Raw genomic sequence first — 17047 nt, 5'->3', positions numbered from 1 at the left:
GATTGAGGCATTTGAGAACAGTCAACCGTCAACAGTCAACAGTCAACAGTTAACTAATCCTTCTGATTGCCTCGGTTGGGATAAACTCGCGAAGGCAAAAGCTTCCAAGCCGCAGCATCTGCACCCCAGTTACAAAAAATCTTCACTGAAGCGAAGATTTGAGCGAAACGCCAATTATAGCCACGCTTCCAGTCAGCGGGCCACTGGGCGGTTTCGTCAGCGGCTTGCAAAGCTCTGACTTCAGCTTCGAGTGCTGCGGCGTGGCGCTGCATGATGATTTCTAGTTGCAAAAAGTGTTCTTCGGGCGATCGCAATTTTTTGACATCCTAACTACAAACGTGATCAAGCGTATTCCAGTACAGTAGGGACACGGCAATGCCCATTAGTGTCAATTTAACGTCAAACCCAGTCACAGACTACTTTTTGACGATTGAGGCCAGATCCCCCCTAGCCCCCTTAAGAAGGGGGGGACAGGAGTTTTTTTCAAAGTCCCCCTTCTTAAGGGGGATTTAGGGGGATCTAGACTTAGGGAAAAACGAGATTTATCAAGGCTTTCAGGCTTAAGTGGACACCTATGGGCTTTTGGAGTGTCCCTTTAGTCTCATAAAACTCACTCGGACTAAAGTCCTCACTACAAACGTGATAAAGATTATTTTATTCGACACACAAGCACGCGGGTTCCTCAATCACTTAATTCCTTCTCCAAGCAATGCCTTAGCTGTTGAGCCAGCACCTCGACGCAGGGCTTTCTCAGCATAGTAAGATGATTTCCCGGAACTCTAATCACCTCTACTTTTTCCGTCGTTAATTCACTCCAGCCAAGAGTCGGATCTTGATGACTCATGCTTAGCTTTTCCCTCGATCTAAACAGAGTAATTCGCTGCGGATAAATTTTCGATCGATAGCTGAGAGTTGCTTGACTATTAGCCTGAAATACAGTAAACATCGAAGGAATTGCCAGCTCGCGCCAGCTTCTTTCTTTTGACTCCTGAGATAGGATGCTAACCATAACAGCCTGTTTCCAATTCCAGCGATGCAAAAAATTAGCTGCCAAATTAAGCATCTTATTTAATTTCGGAAATTTGGCAGCAATACCGCCACTTTGAACATTTTCCGCAGCAGCCACCAAGCGAAAATAATCTACTACAAAAGGCCAGATAGAGCGCGAAACAGTAGTCAGAATAAACTTGCAACCGTCCCAAAAAGAAGGTTTGTTAGCAGAAACAGGCGCTAAAGTATCCAGCACAGCAAGCAAAGCCACTTCATCCCCCGCTGCGAGCAACTGTTGAGCCATCTCAAAAGCAACCAAACCCCCAAAAGACCAGCCTCCTAAAAAATAAGGCCCTTTTGGTTGAACGGTACGCAAGGCTGCGATGTAGTCAGCCGCCATGTCTTCAATGCTAGTTAACGGAGAACTTTCGCCGTCAATACCCCTTGGTTGCAGCCCGTAAAACGGTTGATTTTCTCCTAGCCCAAAGGCTAACTCGACATAAGGAAATACGACGCCAAAGATGGGATGGACGCAGAAGAACGGGGGATTTTTACCGCGAGGCTTAATTGCAACTAAAGGCGACCATTCCAGAGAATTTGTTTCTGAAGATAGCGAATCGGCTAAACCTTCAATTGTCGGATTTAAAAAAAGAGCAGACAGCGGCAACTCGCGCTGAAATTGCTGGTTAATCTCATTGATGAGGCGGATTGCCAGCAGGGAATCTCCACCCAAATCAAAGAAGTTATCGCGAATACCAACGCACTCTGCGTTGAGGATTGTGGCCCAAATGTGGGCGAGGGTTGACTCGGTTGGTGTGCGAGGTGCAATGCAGCTTTTATCTATTGAATTGCTAGTTAGAGTTCCCGGTACAGGTAGGCGCAGGCGGTCAATTTTGCCATTGGGAGTTAGGGGCAGAAAATCCATCGCCACAAAAGCACTGGGAATCATGTAATTGGGCAGTTGTTGTTTGAGGAAATTGCGTATTTCCCCGGAATTAAACGTCTGATTTTGATTGGGAACGACATAAGCAACTAGGCGTTTGTTGCCCGACAAATCATCCACAGCAACCGCCGCTGTTTCTTTGACTGCTGGATGCTGAACCAGCAGCGCTTCAATTTCTCCCAATTCTATTCGATAACCGCGAATTTTTACCTGTTCGTCAGTGCGGCCTAAAAACTCAATATTGCCGTCGGGAAAATAGCGCGCTAAGTCACCAGTTTTATAAATTCGTTCTCCTGCTTTCTGGCTAAACGGATTAGCAATAAATCGCTGGGCGGTTAATTCGGGGCGCTTCAGGTAGCCTCGCGCCAATCCGCTGCCGCCGATGTACAATTCACCAGGAATTCCAACGGGTAAAGGCTGTAAATTTTTATCTAAAATATAGAGTTGAGTGTTAGCTATTGGGCGGCCGATGGGCGGTTTTTTGGGCTCGCCAATTTCGGCCAAACTTGACCAGACTGTCGCTTCTGTAGGGCCGTAAGCGTTAAAAAATCTGCGCCCAGAAGCCCAGCGTTTAACAATATCCGGGGAACAGGATTCCCCAGCACAGATGATTGTTTGCAGTGCGGGAAGTTCGGCGTTTGGAAGGACAGCTAGCAGCGAGGGCGGGAGGGTAGCGTGGGTAATAGCATTGTCCTGCAAAAATTGGATTAATGTTTGTCCTGGCAACAAAGATTCTTTCTTGGCACAGTAAAGTGTTGCTCCGGTTCCCAAGGCCATGACAATCTCAAAGATTGAGGCATCAAAACTCAGGGATGCGAATTGCAAAATGCGGTGATTTGAGTTTAAGTTAAAAGCTTCTATTTGAGCTAGGGCTAAGTTGTATAGTCCCCGATGTTCGATTAAAACGCCTTTGGGTTTTCCGGTTGAACCAGATGTGTAAATGACGTAGGCTAGGTTTTCTGGTAGGATATTTGTAGTTGGATTTTCTCGGCTTTGTTGGGCGATAATTTCTCTGTCGGAGTCCAAACACACTACTGAAAAAACTCCGTAATTTTCCGGCTGCGTCAAGTTTTGGGCTAAGTGCTGCTGAGTTACCAAAATCGACACCTGAGCATCTTCTAACATGAAGTTAAGGCGCTCTTGAGGATAAGTTGGATCTAAAGGCAGGTAGGCTGCGCCTGCTTTGATAATGCCTAGCAATCCGACGATCGCATCTAAGGAACGTTCTACACAAAGGCCCACTAAAACTTCTGGTGCTGCTCCCAATTTCTGCAAGTAATGTGCAAGTTGGTTGGCTCGGCTGTTGAGTTGGCGGTAGGTTAACTGCTGGTTTTCAAAGACGGCGGCGACAGCATCGGGCGTTAGCTCGACTTGCTCTTCAAATAGCTGATGGAAACACTGGTTTTGCGGATAATCTCTCTGAGTGTCATTCCAATCGATTAATAATTGCTGGTATTCTGGCGCTGTCAGCAAAGCCAAGTCGCTGAGGTGCTGTTTGGGATTGGCAACAATGGCTTCAAGCAGCGTTTGGAAATGTCCCGCCATGCGCGCAATTGTGGTGCTATCAAATAAATCTGTGCTGTAGACAAATTGCCCTTGAATACTTCCTGCATCTTCCCACAAGTGGCACTCTAAATCTAGCTTGGCGGTTCCCGCATCAAAGTCGATCGCCTCTCCAACGATTCCCGGCAATTCCAGCGCTGCTACAGGAGTGTTTTGCAGGCTAAAACTAACTTGAAATAGGGGGTTGCGGCTCAACTCGCGATCGGGGTGCATTTCCTCAACCAACTTCTCGAAGGGCAAATCTTGGTGGGCGTAGGCTGCCATTGCGACGTTTTTTACCCGATGCAATAGTTCCCGAAAAGTTGGATTTCCTGATAAATCTGCACGCAGCACCAAACTGTTGACAAAAAAACCGATTAATGCTTCTATTTCGCTCAGGTTGCGATTGGCGATCGGCGTTCCTACTGCAATATCTACTTGTCCTGTATAGCGGTACAGCAAAGTTTGAAAAGCAGCTAGTAGAGTGATAAATAAAGTCGCGCTTTCTTGCTGGCTCAATGACTTTAGCGCCTCGCTCAAAGCAGGTGATAGTGTTATAAATTGTTTAGCGCCGCGGTAGGAGGGAACGGCTGGTCTTTGCCTGTCTGTTGGTAGATTGAGTGTGGTAATTCCGTTTAACTGCTGCCGCCAATAAGATAACTGGGTTTCTAATACTTCGCCCTGCAACCATTGGTGCTGCCACTCTGCAAAGTCGGCGTACTGCACGGGCAGTGCTGGTAAATGCGATCGCTCATTTTTTACAAATGCTGTGTAGAGCGTTCCTAGCTCTCGAATTAGCACTCCAATCGACCAACCATCAGCCACAATATGATGTAAATTCAGCAACAATATATGTTCTGTTTCACTGAGTTGTAACAGCGTTACTTTGAATAACGGCCCGGCGGCTAAATCGAAAGGGCATTGCGCTGCATCGGTTGCGAGTTGCAGCGCTGCGGTTTCCTGCTGAGTTGGCGAGAGATTTTGTAAGTCGATTGTGGGGAGGGATACGGTTAGAATGGGAGCAATAATTTGTACGAGTTCCCCTTCCAAAAGCGTAAAAGTTGTGCGTAAAGTTTCGTGCCGCTGCACAATTTCATTGAAGGTTTGCTCTAAGGATCTTAAGTTGAGGGAACCTGTTAAGCGGAGCGCTGTTGAGACATTGTAGAAAGGATTGCCCGGTGCTAATTGATTGAGGAACCAAAGCCGCTGCTGGGCAAAGGATGCCGGGAAGACGAAAACTTCTGTTTCTTCGGGAAGATTAAGCTTTTCTTCACCAGCCGGGAGGGAATTGTCGGAAAGATACTGAGTCATATCAAATTATCAGGCAAGCCTCAAAGGAAAGCGCGTACAAAGTAGCCTACAAATATTACATAGATAAGATTTCATCTCTTTGATTAAAATCTTTACCAAGGCAATACTAGACTATAACTCGTTTCGATATGCTGCTTCATGCCGAGGTCGGTAACATTCACAAGATGTGTAAAAAACACATCAACATCGTCTATCGCTTTAGCCGTAAGCCGAACTTTTCCGGTTGCTGTTTGAGTCCAAGAAAGCGCGGGAATAGCAAAACCATGTGCAAAACTGTGCCGCACTCTTAAAATCTCATTTAGCTTCTGCCGAACGGCTAATCCGCTCATGCTTCTTGCAGACCAAATCCAATCGCCAATAGGATCGTAACCAGTGTTTTGAATCAGAAGGTTTCGCGTGTTCTCCGCGTTTGGTGTATTAAATCTTTCAAGTGCGCGTTCCGCCGCATCTCTAGCAATAGAATGTACGGCATGAAATTTGGGATCTAAAGGATTTGCAGTTGCAGCGAAAAAATTGCGAACGAGTTCGTTTATGTAAGCATCCCATACAGCAACAAATGCAGCTAGAGCGGAGTGATAGTAGACTTGAGTTTTACTGCGCGATATTGGTTGCAAGCGGGGATCTGTAGCTGTTTCGCGAAGTGTTCTAGCCGTGTTGGACGCTGTTTTGTACTTCAATGCTGCTGGTGACGGCACGGCGATTTCCTAAATACAGTTCACGAACTTTTCAAGTGCATCTCGGTACTTTTGCAATGACTCTGCATTCAATTGCACCTGCTCGCCCGCGATGTTTTTGGCTGCTGGTGTGAGTTTGTGCAAGGGCGTGCCAGTCGTAGCAGCGAGTACAGAACCGCTGGTAAAATCTGGGATTTCAATGAAGGTGTTACTCGGCTTGTCTTTGGAGTTAGCAAAAATATGACGGTGCTTCTTGTGTATATCATCCATCATCTGCATAATTCTCTGGTTTACAGCTTCGGATGCCTTGCTCGCTCTCCCTTTGTACAAAGTCAAATTTAGGCTCGCGAATGTATGTAATTTTGGTACAGGTACACCTTCTTCCTTAGCGCGTTTTGCAAAAGCAATTCGTGCGTATGGCGCAGTATGGGGGTCGGTTATGGCATAGAGAATTGCGAGGACATTCTCGATCGCAAGACGTGAAGTATAGTCCGCTATAAATGGTACAATCAAGTTTTCGGCAGCCACAAGAGCAAGCTGTGTAGAAATAGCAAAAGTAGGACTACAGTCTATGAAGAATATGGTATCGCGATCGCCGCTATATGAACGCAGGGCAACCGTCAGGTCTCGTCCCCAAGTTAGCACCTGTTTCCACGAGTCATAAGGTATTTCCAACTGGGATGTTTGTCGGATTGCTTCAGAAATTATTTCCAGGTAATTGTCCCCGCATACAAGTCTTAGATTCTCTGGTATATTCTGATTGAATTCTCTCGGTTCGCATAGATATGGGGATACGTCTGCAACCATCCGAAATGGAGAATTCAGACGCGCTTCTAGATAGCCTGCTACTGTTGCGCGCGGAGTTTTGCTCATTAAAAAATGCAGCGCATCTGGGCTAGTGAAATATCCGCCAAGTAGCATTTCTGACACATTCGCCTGCGGACATAAATCAATTACATAGACATCTGTATCGGGGTAACGGTAAGCATATTCGGAAGCTGCTGCAAAGCAAAGGAAGCTTTTGCCGACGCCGCCTTTATTGTTCCAGAAAGCGTATGAACTCATGGGTATAATTTGTTTAAAAATAATATAATTTTCATGATTTCTCTTTGCTTTCTTGGTTGAGAGATGATAATTTGAACCTGCGGCTCTCGCGAGAAACAGGCACTAAAGCAGGAGCTTTAATTTTAGCATCGCTCTCTTTCAAACTCTCAACAATCTTAGATAATTCTGCAATTGTCGGTGCTTCAAAAACCCGGCGCAAAGGTAACTCTACCGCGAAAGCATCTCGCACTCTAGAAACAAGCTGAGTCGCCAGCAGAGAATGGCCTCCCAATTCAAAGAAATTGTCCCGGATACCCACTCGCTTTATCCCCAAAACCTCAGCCCAAATTTTCACTAAAACTTCCTCAATAGAAGTATGAGGCGCAACATAACCGCCAGCCCATTCTAACTTAATCGGCTGCGGTGCAGGCAAAGCGAGGCGATCGACCTTTCCGTTAGCCGTCACAGGTAGCGACTCCAGCACCACAAAAGCCGACGGAACCATATATTCCGGCAGTTTTTCTGCTAGATAAGCCTGTAACTGTGGCACTAATTTACGGGCTGCTTTAGCTTGTAAGGGATTGTTAGCATAAGAGCGCCAAGGACGCAAGTTATCGCTTCTGGTTTCTGGCACAAAATCTCTAGTTTCGCCCCGTGCAAACACTACATCGTAGCGCCCTTGACTGTCGGAATTAGACCAACTAATATTAACATTATACGGAACTTCCAAAGCATACCACGCTTCGGGATCGACTCCTAAATCCTCGACTTTTTCCACGGCTTTCTGCAACTGACCTGCCGTTGAAAATTTATCGACAACCGACAGCAATTCTGCCGCCTTAACTGCTGCCGCTACCCGCGCATTAGGCACATTAGCAATTCTTAAAACATCGAGTTGATTTTGCAATAATATTTGTTGCACCTTGGTAACAGTCAGATTCTGATTTTCAGCCGACCAATCCAGCCGTTTCGATCCCCCCAACTCCCCTTGTGCGGGGGATTGGGGGCAGGGCGGTTTCATTCTCGGTAGGGGCAATCCCCCTGTGGTTGTCCCCATGTCCCAAACGCCTGTGAAATCGTCTGTGGGTGGGGGCGGGCACGGGGGCACCGCCCCTACAAAAGCCTGATTTTCGTGAGAATGAAACCGCCCTGGGGATTGGGGGGGATCTGTTTCCGACGCAATATGCAGAATAGCATTGTACCGAAAATCAGTTAACTCATTGTGATAACTACCGCGAATTAATTGAATCTCTACGCCGCAAATCTGTGGAAAGCGGTGTTTTAATGCGCTAAAAAAATCTGGTTTAATAACTAACTCTGTTTCTTGAAAAATTTGCATTTGTACTCTCTGCTGCAACTGTTCGCCCGCGAGAGAAGGTTCGGCTTGATACAGTTGTACCGAAGCGTGGAAAGCTTCCAGCAACGGCAAGCTGCGAACATCTCCGATGAATATAAAGCCGCCGGGAGTAGTTGCTTTCACCGCACCTTCTAGCACCTGCACGAGATAGTCGATATTCGGGAAATATTGCACGACAGAGTTGAGAATTACTGCGTCAAAAGCTGCTGTCTCTACTCCTTCAAAATCAGTCGCCATTTTCTGAAGCAGCGTTACATTAGCTAACTCTTGATTTGCCAAGTGCTGCCGAATATAGTTTAGCGAAATAGGTGAAAAGTCTGTTCCGCAATATTGGGTGCAGCGAGGGGCAATTTGGAACAGCAACAAACCTGTGCCGCAGCCAATTTCTAACACTCGGCTAGGCTGCAAAGCTAAAATTTGGGCGGCTTGATTGTTCGCCCAGTCGCGCATCTGTTCTGCTGGGATTGGTTGATTAGTATAGCTGCTATTCCAGCCGACAATATTAAATGTTGGATCTGAGTCAACAGCAGGTTGATTGTAAGTTTCATTGTAGAGCATTTGCCACTGCAAAACCTGTTCGTCCTGCAATTGCATTATTTGGTTTTTTTCGCGGGCAACGCTATATTCTGCATTCAGGGCAATATAAGCTACTAAACGTTTATCTCCCTGTCCATCTTCCGAAGCTATTGCTACAGTTTGCTGCACGGCGGGATGTTGAGCTAATAGTGTCTCGATTTCTCCTAATTCGATGCGGAAACCGCGAATTTTTACTTGTTCGTCAATACGTCCCAAAAATTCCAGGTTGCGATCGCCTCTGTAGCGCACTAAGTCGCCGGTTTTGTAAATTCGCTCTGCTGAATTTGGTTTAAACTGAGATGTTGCACCATTATCGAGAACAGGCAAGATGCCTGTTCCACAAGAAAATTCATCCCTTGTGGAACAGGCATCTTGCCTGTTCCTAAACAAGTCATTGAGAATGGTGTCTGAATTTGGTTTAAAAGGATTGACAATAAAGCTTTGTGCGGTTAAATCTGGGCGGTTGAGGTAGCCGCGAGCGAGTCCGTTTCCGCCGATGTACAATTCGCCAACAACCCCCATTGGTACGGGCTGCAAATATTTGTCTAATATGTAGATTTGAGTGTTAGCAATGGGGTGGCCAATTGTCGGGGCGATGTCTCTCTGCTCTGTTACAGGAATATAACCGGAAGTTGTGACGACGGTGTTTTCGGTTGGGCCGTAATTATTTACTAGCTTAAATGGATGGGATTTTAAAGGATGTTGTTGCAGTTTTTCGCCGCCTGCGAGCAAGATTCGCAGCGCTGTTGTTTGAGGCCAATCTAATAGCAAAAGTTTCTCGGCTAAAGGTGTTGGCAAAAAGCTCATTGTAATTGCTTTTGATACTAACCAGTTTTGCAGTTTTTCAGGATCTCGCCTGATGTCATCTTCTGGAAAGTAGATGCTAGCTCCGGCGGCGAGATAAGGCCAAATTTCCCACCCGCAAGCATCAAAGCCGATCGCTGCAATTTGGGTTGCTCGATCGCCCGCTGACACCCCAAACTCTCTTTGATGCCAAAAAACGAGATTTAACAAGCTCCCGTGCTCAATTTCCACTCCTTTCGGCTTTCCCGTGGAACCGGAGGTGTAAATCGCGTAAGCCCGATTTTCGGCTGTGGCTGCGCTGGTGGGATTGTCGGCGATTTCTTGGGAAATCATCTCCCAGTCTGTGTCTAGAAAAACAACCCTTGGATGGTTAATTTTATCATCTGACTGTGTTTCTAAATTTTGCACTTCGCCATCATCCACCAGGGAATAAATTCCCTGGCTCATAGCTGAAGTCGGCTGAAGCCGACTGGAAACTTGTCCTCCTTCAGTCGTCTTTAGACGACTTTCGCTATTAGACAGGGAATTTATTCCCTGGCGGGTAAGCAATACTGACACTTGAGCATCTTTTAGCATAAAGCTCGATCGCTCAGCAGGATAGCTCGGATCTAAAATTAGGTAAGCTCCTCCCGCTTTCAGGATACCCAACATCCCCACGATCAGATCGAGCGATCGCCCGCAGCCAAGCCCGACTAAAACTTCCGCCCCAACCCCAATTTTTTGCAGATAACGTGCTAGTTGGTTGCTGCGGAGATTTAGCTCTCGATAGGTGACTCGCTCATCTCCAAATACCAGCGCCACCGCATCCGGTGCCCGATCGGCCTGCATTTCAAATAGCTGATGGATGCACAAATCTTGCGGATAATCCGCCTGAGTATTGTTGCATTCAACTAACAAATGATAGCGCTCTTGGGCGCTCAAATATTGCAAGTTGGCAATTCGCTGTTCGGGATTTGTCACAATCCTTTCTAACAAGGCTTGAAAATGCCCGATCAGGCGGGTAATCGTAGCTTCATCAAATAAATCGGCGCTGTAAATAACCATGCCGCTGATGCCCTCTGAGCTATCAACCCACAGCTTATTGCTGGGCGATTGCTTGCTTCCCGAACTGTTGGGCGATCGCTCCCACAAATGAAACTCCAAATCAAACCGCGCTGTACCCACATCTAACTGCTGCGGGCTGAGTGTTAATTCTGGCAATTCTAACCGATTCCCCGGCGCGTTTTGCAGCGCAAACGCCACCTGAAATAAGGGATTTTGGTTCAAAGCGCGATCGGGGTGCAGTTCTTCTACTAACTTCTCAAACGGCAAATCTTGGTGAGCGTAAGCTCCTAATGCTACCTCTTTGACTCGGTTTAAAAGTTCCCGAAAAGTTGGATTTCCCGATAAATCTGTACGCAGAACCAAACTGTTGACAAAAAAACCGATTAATGCTTCAATTTCACTGCGGTTGCGATTGGCAATCGGCGAACCTACTACAATATCTTCTTGCTGCGCGTAATGGTAAAGCAACGTTTTAAAAGCTGCCAGCATAGTCATAAACAGCGTCACTCCTTCGCGCTGGCTCAACGTTTCTAAAGCCTCGCTCAGTTGTTTGGGCAGTTGCAAAAATTGCCTTTTGCCTCGGTAACTTTGAATTGCTGGCCTGGGTCTATCCGCAGGCAAATTTAACATAGAAATGCCGTTTAACTGCTGCCGCCAGTAAGCAAGTTGCGTTTCTAAAACTTCCCCTTGCAGCCATTCGCGCTGCCATTTTGCAAAATCCGCGTACTGGATCGACAAAGCCGGTAAAGGCGAAGGTCTTTCGCTAGCAAAGGCCGTGTAAAGTGCGCCTAATTCCTGAATTAGCACTCCGATAGACCAACCATCGGAGACAATGTGGTGCATATTCAGCATTAGTAAATATTCGGCATCATCTAACTGCAATAAAGTGACTCGCAGCAACAAGTCCTTGGACAAATTGAAAGAGCGTTGAGCTTCCTCAGCCGTGAGCCTGTTTGCTTCAGTTTGTCGAGATTCCTTTGGCAAATTTCGCAAGTCCACTACATTAATCGGGAGGTGGAAAGCAGCAGCTATTCTCTGAACAGGTTGGCCCGCAACTACGGCTAAAGTCGTGCGTAAAGCTTCGTGGCGGCGCACAATTTCATTGAAGGTTTGTTGCAGCGCCGAAAAATTTAGCGAACCTGTCAAACGCAATGCTGCGGGAACATTATAGAAGGGATTGTTCGGGACTAATTGGTCGAGAAACCACAAGCGCTGCTGTGCAAAGGAAAGCGGTAGATTTCCGTCCCGCCCCATAGGAACAATCGGTGTAGGAGTGAAACTAGAAGTACGATTAGCTGCTTTTAAAAAAGAAATTATTTCGGCTTTTTTATGAGAAATTTCTGCCCGTAGTTCGGGGGTAATAATTCCTTCAGGAGCGTTGCAGCGCAGGCGAGATCCCTCAACAAAAATATTAATATCTAGACTGCGAAGGTAAGATAAAAACTCAACTAACTCCACCGTGACAGAATCTCTTGCATTTGGCGATGAACTCGATATTTTTGGATCGGGCATTTTGAGTCATCCTGTCATTACTTGGGCAAATCAATAAAATAAATTCTACCAGCGCACAAATTAAGAGCTTAACTTACCGCTTGCCGACTGTGGCCTAACCTGAGTATGATTCTGTTTGAATCCGCAACCCAAATTCTACCCAAGGTTTCAGCTTATGCCGTTCATGCCCTTCAATTTCCTGTTTCTATGGCTGGTAGGACTGCTGTCCCTCGGCGTACTTGGGGGAGGTATATACATTATTTACGAATGGTACATCGGCGAACTTGTAGGGAATTCCTACTTAGTCAGCGGAGTCTTGATGCTTCTTTGGTCTGTTGGCGGCCGCTTTATCAGTTTGCCGCTGTTCCGCCGCCCCGGTGCTGACGAACCCAAGCCGACGCGGACGGGTACGGTGCAGCGGGTAGAGAGGCCTGATGGCACTATTTTACAAGTAGAATTCTACGGCCCAGAGGACGGACAGCCGATTATTCTCTCCCATGGTTGGGGGCCCAACAGTATGGTTTGGTATTACGCGAAACGGCAACTAAGCGATCGCTTCCGAGTGATTGTTTGGGATCTTCCAGGTTTGGGAAAATCCACTCGACCAAAAAACAGCGACTATTCCCTAGAAAAATTTGCCCGCGATCTTGAAGCCGTCATTGCCATAGCAGGAACTAAACCTGTTATCCTACTCGGACACAGCATGGGCGGCATGATTTCTCTAACATTCAGTCGGCTTTTTCCAGAACTTCTCGGTAGTCGAGTAGCTGGTTTAATTCTGGTAGATACGACTTATACTAATCCCGTCAAAACCGCTATTTTTAGCGGTTTATTACGCGCTTTGCAGAAGCCGCTGCTTCAACCTATGCTCTACCTCACCATAGCTCTTGAACCGATTATGTGGGGAATGACTTGGCTGAGCTATCTCAATGGTTCACTGTACATCAGTGTAGAAGTATCGGGATTTAAAGGCACTGAAACGCGCGGTCAATTAGATTTCTCAGCTTTCTTATCAGCCTTGGGTTCTCCCGGCGTTCTCGCTCGCGGCACACTGGGAATGCTCAAATTTGACGAAACAAAAACTTTGCCATCAATTGACATTCCAGTGTTGGTGATCTGCGGCGATTCAGATATAGCGACTACCCCCCCAGCTAGCCTGCGAATGAAAGCAGAATTGCCTCAAGCAGAGCTAGTTACGATACAGAAAGGAGGACACATGGCATTAATCGAGCATAACCAAAAGTTTGCCGAAGCTGTCAGGGCATTCTGCACTGAAATTTCCTAACTAAAAATGTGAGTTAAAATCCTGTAGGTTCTGGCTGGGGATACCTTAAAATTCGGCGTTGCACAATTTGAGGATGGTTCTTGTCGGGTGTCCCGCCTGCTGTGAAAATACACCGGACGGGCGGGACGCCCATCCCACAAAACAATCAAAATCATCCCGCAATTATGTAATATCAAATCCGGTAGCATCGGAATTATTCATCTCTGTATTCTCTCCCTCTGCGTTCTCTGCGCCCTCTGCGGTTAAATCATTCCGATGCAACCGGAAACGATATAAGGCCTTAAAATTCCACATCTTCGCGCTCATTTTCGTCCGTTCTAGGAGTATCCAAACCTTTCGCGGCCCAACGCATTGTTTCAATGTATTTTGCCAGACTCGCCACAGTCGGAGCCTCAAACAAATTGCTGACCGATAACTCGACTTGCAAAGCGTCTCGGATGCGAGAAATCAACTGAGTTGCTAGCAGGGAATGCCCGCCTAGTTCAAAGAAATTATCGTAGATACTAACCTGCTGTTTGCCCAAAACTTTAGCCCAAATTTTCCCGATCGCGTTTTCGAGATCAGTCCGAGGCGCTACATAATTTTCTGTTAGATCCTCGCTGTCTGTATCTATATCAGGCAAAGCGCGGCGGTCTACTTTGCCATTAGGCGTCAGTGGCATATTCTCCAACACTGCATAAGTTGCAGGAACCATATATCCTGGTAACTTTTCTTTCAAAAATTGGCGCAAGTCACTTGATTTTAGATTGTGACTTTCGGATTTTTCATCGATGCCGTCAGGAACAACATAAGCTACCAAATGTTTATCGTCGGGGATGTCTTCCCTCACAATTACTACTGCTTCGCGCACTTGTGGATGCTGGCACAAAGCCGCTTCAATTTCTCCCAACTCGATGCGGTAGCCGCGAATTTTTACTTGGTCATCAACGCGGCCTAAAAACTCAATGTTGCCGTCAGCTAAGTAGCGACCTAAATCACCTGTTTTATAAAGGCTAGAACCAGATTTATTGCTAAAAGGGTTAGGAATGAAAGCAGCAGCAGTTAAATCGGGCTGGTTGAGGTAGCCTTTCGCTAGTCCGTCACCGCCGACGTACAATTGACCTATAACACCGATCGCCACCGGCTGCAAATCCGCATCGAGGAGATAAATTTGCGTGTTGGCGATCGGGCGGCCGATGGGGATAGATGTTGCGGTTTCGGGTACGTCTTGCACGCAATAATAAGCCGAAAATGTGGTATTTTCGGTAGGCCCGTAAACGTGAATTAATTTAGTGGTTGGCTTTTGCTTGAGAAGTTTTTTAACCCATCTCATATCGACCGCTTCTCCGCCAAACAGCAAGCAGCGCAGCGAATCAAAAGCTTGCGGTAAAACTCTAGCAATTTGTTGAAATAAGGCAGTTGTTAAAAACAAAACGGTGATGCCTTGTTGGCGCAGTTCTAAGGCTAAATCGTGAGGCGAAAGGGTAATATTTGTGCTAATTCCCACGAGTTGAGCGCCGTTAAGCAAGGCTCCCCAAATCTCGAATGTGGCTGCATCGAATGAAGCGTTTGATGCTTGGGCAATTTTATCGGTAGGTTCTATTTTTATATAGTTGGTGTTGAGTACCAGCCGATTTACTGCTTTGTGGGTGACAGCAACTCCCTTGGGTTTTCCGGTTGAGCCAGATGTGTAAATAACGTAAGCTAGGTTGTCTGCTGTTACGGTGTTGGCGGGATTTTCGGCGCTTTCTTTGGCTATGTCTTCCCAGTCGCGATCGAAGTAAATCACCGAGTTTGAGAAGTCTCGGAAATTCTCAATCAATTTATCTTGAATTAGCAAGACTTTAACTTGAGCATCTTCCAGCATCAAGTTTAGCCGATCGCGCGGATAGCTCGGATCTAACGGTAGGTAAGCCCCTCCCGCTTTCAGTATAGCCAACATCCCCACAATTAGGTCGATCGATCGTTCTGCACAAAGCCCCACTAAAACCTCCGCCCCCACGCCCATTTTTTGTAGGTAGCGCGCCAGTTGGTTGCTGCGACTGTTGAGTTCTCTGTAAGTGAGGTGCTTGCTGTCGAAAGTTAGGGCGACATCCTCCAGATGCTGCCGGGCTCGCTCTTCAAATAACTGATGAATGCACTTATTTTGAGGATAATCTGTCCGAGTATCGTTCCATTCTTTGAATAATTGATTCACTTCATCCTCGCTCAATAAAGGTAAGTTAGCAATTCCTTGTTCTGGATTAGCGACAATGCTTTCCAGCAAAGTTTTAAAATGCCTCAGCATTCGGGCGATCGTAACTTCATCAAATAAATCTGTATTGTACACAGCTAACCCTCGGAGTCCTTCCGAATCTTCCCAATGTTCGCCGTATCTGCTCCTAAAATTATCAGAAGCTTCCCACAAATACAGCTCTAAATCAAAGCGCGTTGTTTGAGTCTCCAAAGGGAAAGAACTCAACTTTAATTCTGGCAATTCTAGCTCGTCCAGCGGCGCATTTTGCAGACCAAATACCACCTGAAACAGGGGGTGGCGATTCAACGATCGCTCTGGGTGCAATTCCTCGACTAGCTTCTCAAAAGGCAAATCTTGGTGAGCGTAAGCTCCCAGGGTTACTTCCCGCACCCGGCCCAAAAAATCTCGAAATGTCGGGTTTCCCGAACAGTCTGTTCGCAGCACTAAAGTGTTGACAAAAAAACCGATTAATGCTTCTATTTCGCTGCGGTTGCGATTGGCGATCGGCGAACCGACAACAATATCTTCTTGTTGCGAGTAGCGGTAAAGCAAAGTTTGAAATGCTGCGAGCACTGTCATAAATAAAGTCGCTCCTTCTCGCTGCGAGAGGGCTAAAAGTGCGTTTTTCAGCTTTTTAGGCAGTTCTAAATATTGAGTTTTTCCCCGATAATTTTGCCTAGCTGGTGCAGGGCGATCTGTCGGCAAATTTAACACAGAAATCCCGTGCAATTGCTGCCCCCAATAAGCTAGCTGAGTTTCTAATACTTCACCTTGCAACCATTCGCGCTGCCACTCGGCAAAGTCGGCATATTGAAGTGATAATTCTGGTAGGGGAGATGGCTGTTGATTTATCAAAGCTGTATAGATAGCCTCAAATTCTCGAATTAGCACACCGATCGACCAATCATCGGAGGCTATGTGGTGCATATTTATCAATAAAATATGCTCGGTTTCAGTCAGCCGCAGGATGGTTACTCGCATCAGCGGCCCTGTGGATAAATTGAAAGGGCGAAGAGATTCTGCTGCGGATAGTTTCTTTGCTTCAGTTTCCCGTAGTTCTGGTGGCAAATGTTGCAGTTCTAAGAGTTTTAAATTAGTCTTAAAAGCAGGAGAGATTATCTGCACTGGTTGGCCGGATACCGCTGCAAAAGTCGTTCGTAAAGTTTCGTGTCGCTGCACTATTTCGTTGAAGGTTTGCTCTAAGGCTATTAAGTTGAGGGAACCAGTTAAGCGCAGTGCGGTTACTACATTATAGAAAGGGTTTTCCGGTGCAAATTGGTCGAGAAACCACAAGCGCTGCTGGGCAAATGATGCCGGAAAGACAAACACTTCGGATTCTGAGGAAATATTCAGTTTTTCTATATCCTTTGTCAAGGAATTGTCATAAATTTCGGATGCCATATCTGTTGCTCTTCGGGGATGGGATGTGTTAATTTTTTGATGGCGCGGGCTTGCTTTTTGACGGTGCGATCGCCTCTTAAAACTTTCGCGAGCAAAAGATCGGAACCTTTAATATAATAAATCTGGGTGCGCGAGTGCGGGAGAGACGCGGGGAATAGAAACGGGGTTTCTGCCTGCAGGATCAAGTTATCCATTGAGGGGCTAGGAGTGCCACCCCCCAATCACATTTAGTCGCAGAAGGGGTCAATCGATTTTAGATTTTAGATTTTAGATTTTAGATTGAAGCCTTGACCCCACGGATAAATTCGGGGGGCAAGTTTCATCGGATACAAGTTTTTTATTTCTGGACGGATGAATCCGGGGGCTTGTA

General features: G+C 46.5%; 8 protein-coding genes. 1 reads left to right on the top strand and 7 read right to left on the bottom strand.

The window, feature by feature from the left end; translation table 11 throughout:
* Positions 1–53: 53 nt before the first annotated feature.
* The 5 genes from QUB12_RS04455 to QUB12_RS04435 all read right to left on the bottom strand — a co-directional run bounded on the left by QUB12_RS04455 (position 54) and on the right by QUB12_RS04435 (position 11797).
* Complete coding sequence (locus QUB12_RS04455) at positions 54–314, bottom strand: hypothetical protein (protein WP_333305659.1); 261 nt, start codon at positions 312–314, stop codon at positions 54–56.
* Between the two features lie 368 nt (positions 315–682).
* The gene (locus tag QUB12_RS04450; RefSeq protein ID WP_333305657.1) at positions 683–4786 is read right to left on the bottom strand and encodes an amino acid adenylation domain-containing protein; all 4104 of its coding nucleotides are present in this window, start codon (positions 4784–4786) and stop codon (positions 683–685) included.
* 92 nt (positions 4787–4878) lie between these two features.
* Positions 4879–5481: a HEPN domain-containing protein gene (locus tag QUB12_RS04445; RefSeq protein ID WP_333141951.1), complete on the bottom strand. Its 603-nt coding sequence runs from the start codon at positions 5479–5481 to the stop codon at positions 4879–4881.
* 9 nt (positions 5482–5490) lie between these two features.
* A complete protein-coding gene (locus QUB12_RS04440) occupies positions 5491–6525 on the bottom strand; it encodes a ParA family protein (protein WP_333305655.1) in 1035 nt (344 codons plus the stop codon).
* Between the two features lie 31 nt (positions 6526–6556).
* Positions 6557–11797, bottom strand: coding sequence for an amino acid adenylation domain-containing protein (locus tag QUB12_RS04435; protein WP_333305653.1), 5241 nt, complete (start codon positions 11795–11797; stop codon positions 6557–6559).
* A 154-nt stretch (positions 11798–11951) separates the two neighbouring features.
* On the opposite strand from QUB12_RS04435, the gene QUB12_RS04430 reads away from it, so the two are divergent.
* Positions 11952–13061 carry an alpha/beta hydrolase gene (locus QUB12_RS04430; RefSeq protein ID WP_333138876.1) on the top strand — a complete coding sequence of 370 codons (1110 nt, stop codon included), beginning with the start codon at positions 11952–11954 and terminating at the stop codon, positions 13059–13061.
* Positions 13062–13341: 280 nt separating this feature from the next.
* Here QUB12_RS04430 and QUB12_RS04425 read toward each other — a convergent pair whose 3' ends face one another.
* Positions 13342–16677, bottom strand: a complete 3336-nt coding sequence (locus QUB12_RS04425) for an amino acid adenylation domain-containing protein (protein WP_333138874.1) — start codon at positions 16675–16677, stop codon at positions 13342–13344.
* Positions 16647–16871 (bottom strand): hypothetical protein, encoded by a 225-nt coding sequence (locus QUB12_RS04420; protein WP_333138873.1) that lies wholly within the window; start codon positions 16869–16871, stop codon positions 16647–16649. The genes QUB12_RS04425 and QUB12_RS04420 overlap by 31 nt, the downstream gene beginning before the upstream one ends.
* Between the last annotated feature and the right edge of the window lie 176 nt (positions 16872–17047).

Source organism: Microcoleus sp. B7-D4 (assembly GCF_036705125.1).
GTDB lineage: Bacteria > Cyanobacteriota > Cyanobacteriia > Cyanobacteriales > Microcoleaceae > Microcoleus.
This window is presented reverse-complemented; position numbering and strand designations above follow the sequence as displayed.

Bases quoted from the DNA above. Each gene is read 5' to 3' on its own strand.
- QUB12_RS04450 (WP_333305657.1), bottom strand. From the start codon at position 4,786: ATGACTCAGTATCTTTCCGACAATTCCCTCCCGGCTGGTGAAGAAAAG.
- QUB12_RS04440 (WP_333305655.1), bottom strand. From the start codon at position 6,525: ATGAGTTCATACGCTTTCTGGAACAATAAAGGCGGCGTCGGCAAAAGC.
- QUB12_RS04435 (WP_333305653.1), bottom strand. From the start codon at position 11,797: ATGCCCGATCCAAAAATATCGAGTTCATCGCCAAATGCAAGAGATTCT.
- QUB12_RS04430 (WP_333138876.1), top strand. From the start codon at position 11,952: ATGCCGTTCATGCCCTTCAATTTCCTGTTTCTATGGCTGGTAGGACTG.
- QUB12_RS04425 (WP_333138874.1), bottom strand. From the start codon at position 16,677: ATGGCATCCGAAATTTATGACAATTCCTTGACAAAGGATATAGAAAAA.
- QUB12_RS04420 (WP_333138873.1), bottom strand. From the start codon at position 16,871: ATGGATAACTTGATCCTGCAGGCAGAAACCCCGTTTCTATTCCCCGCG.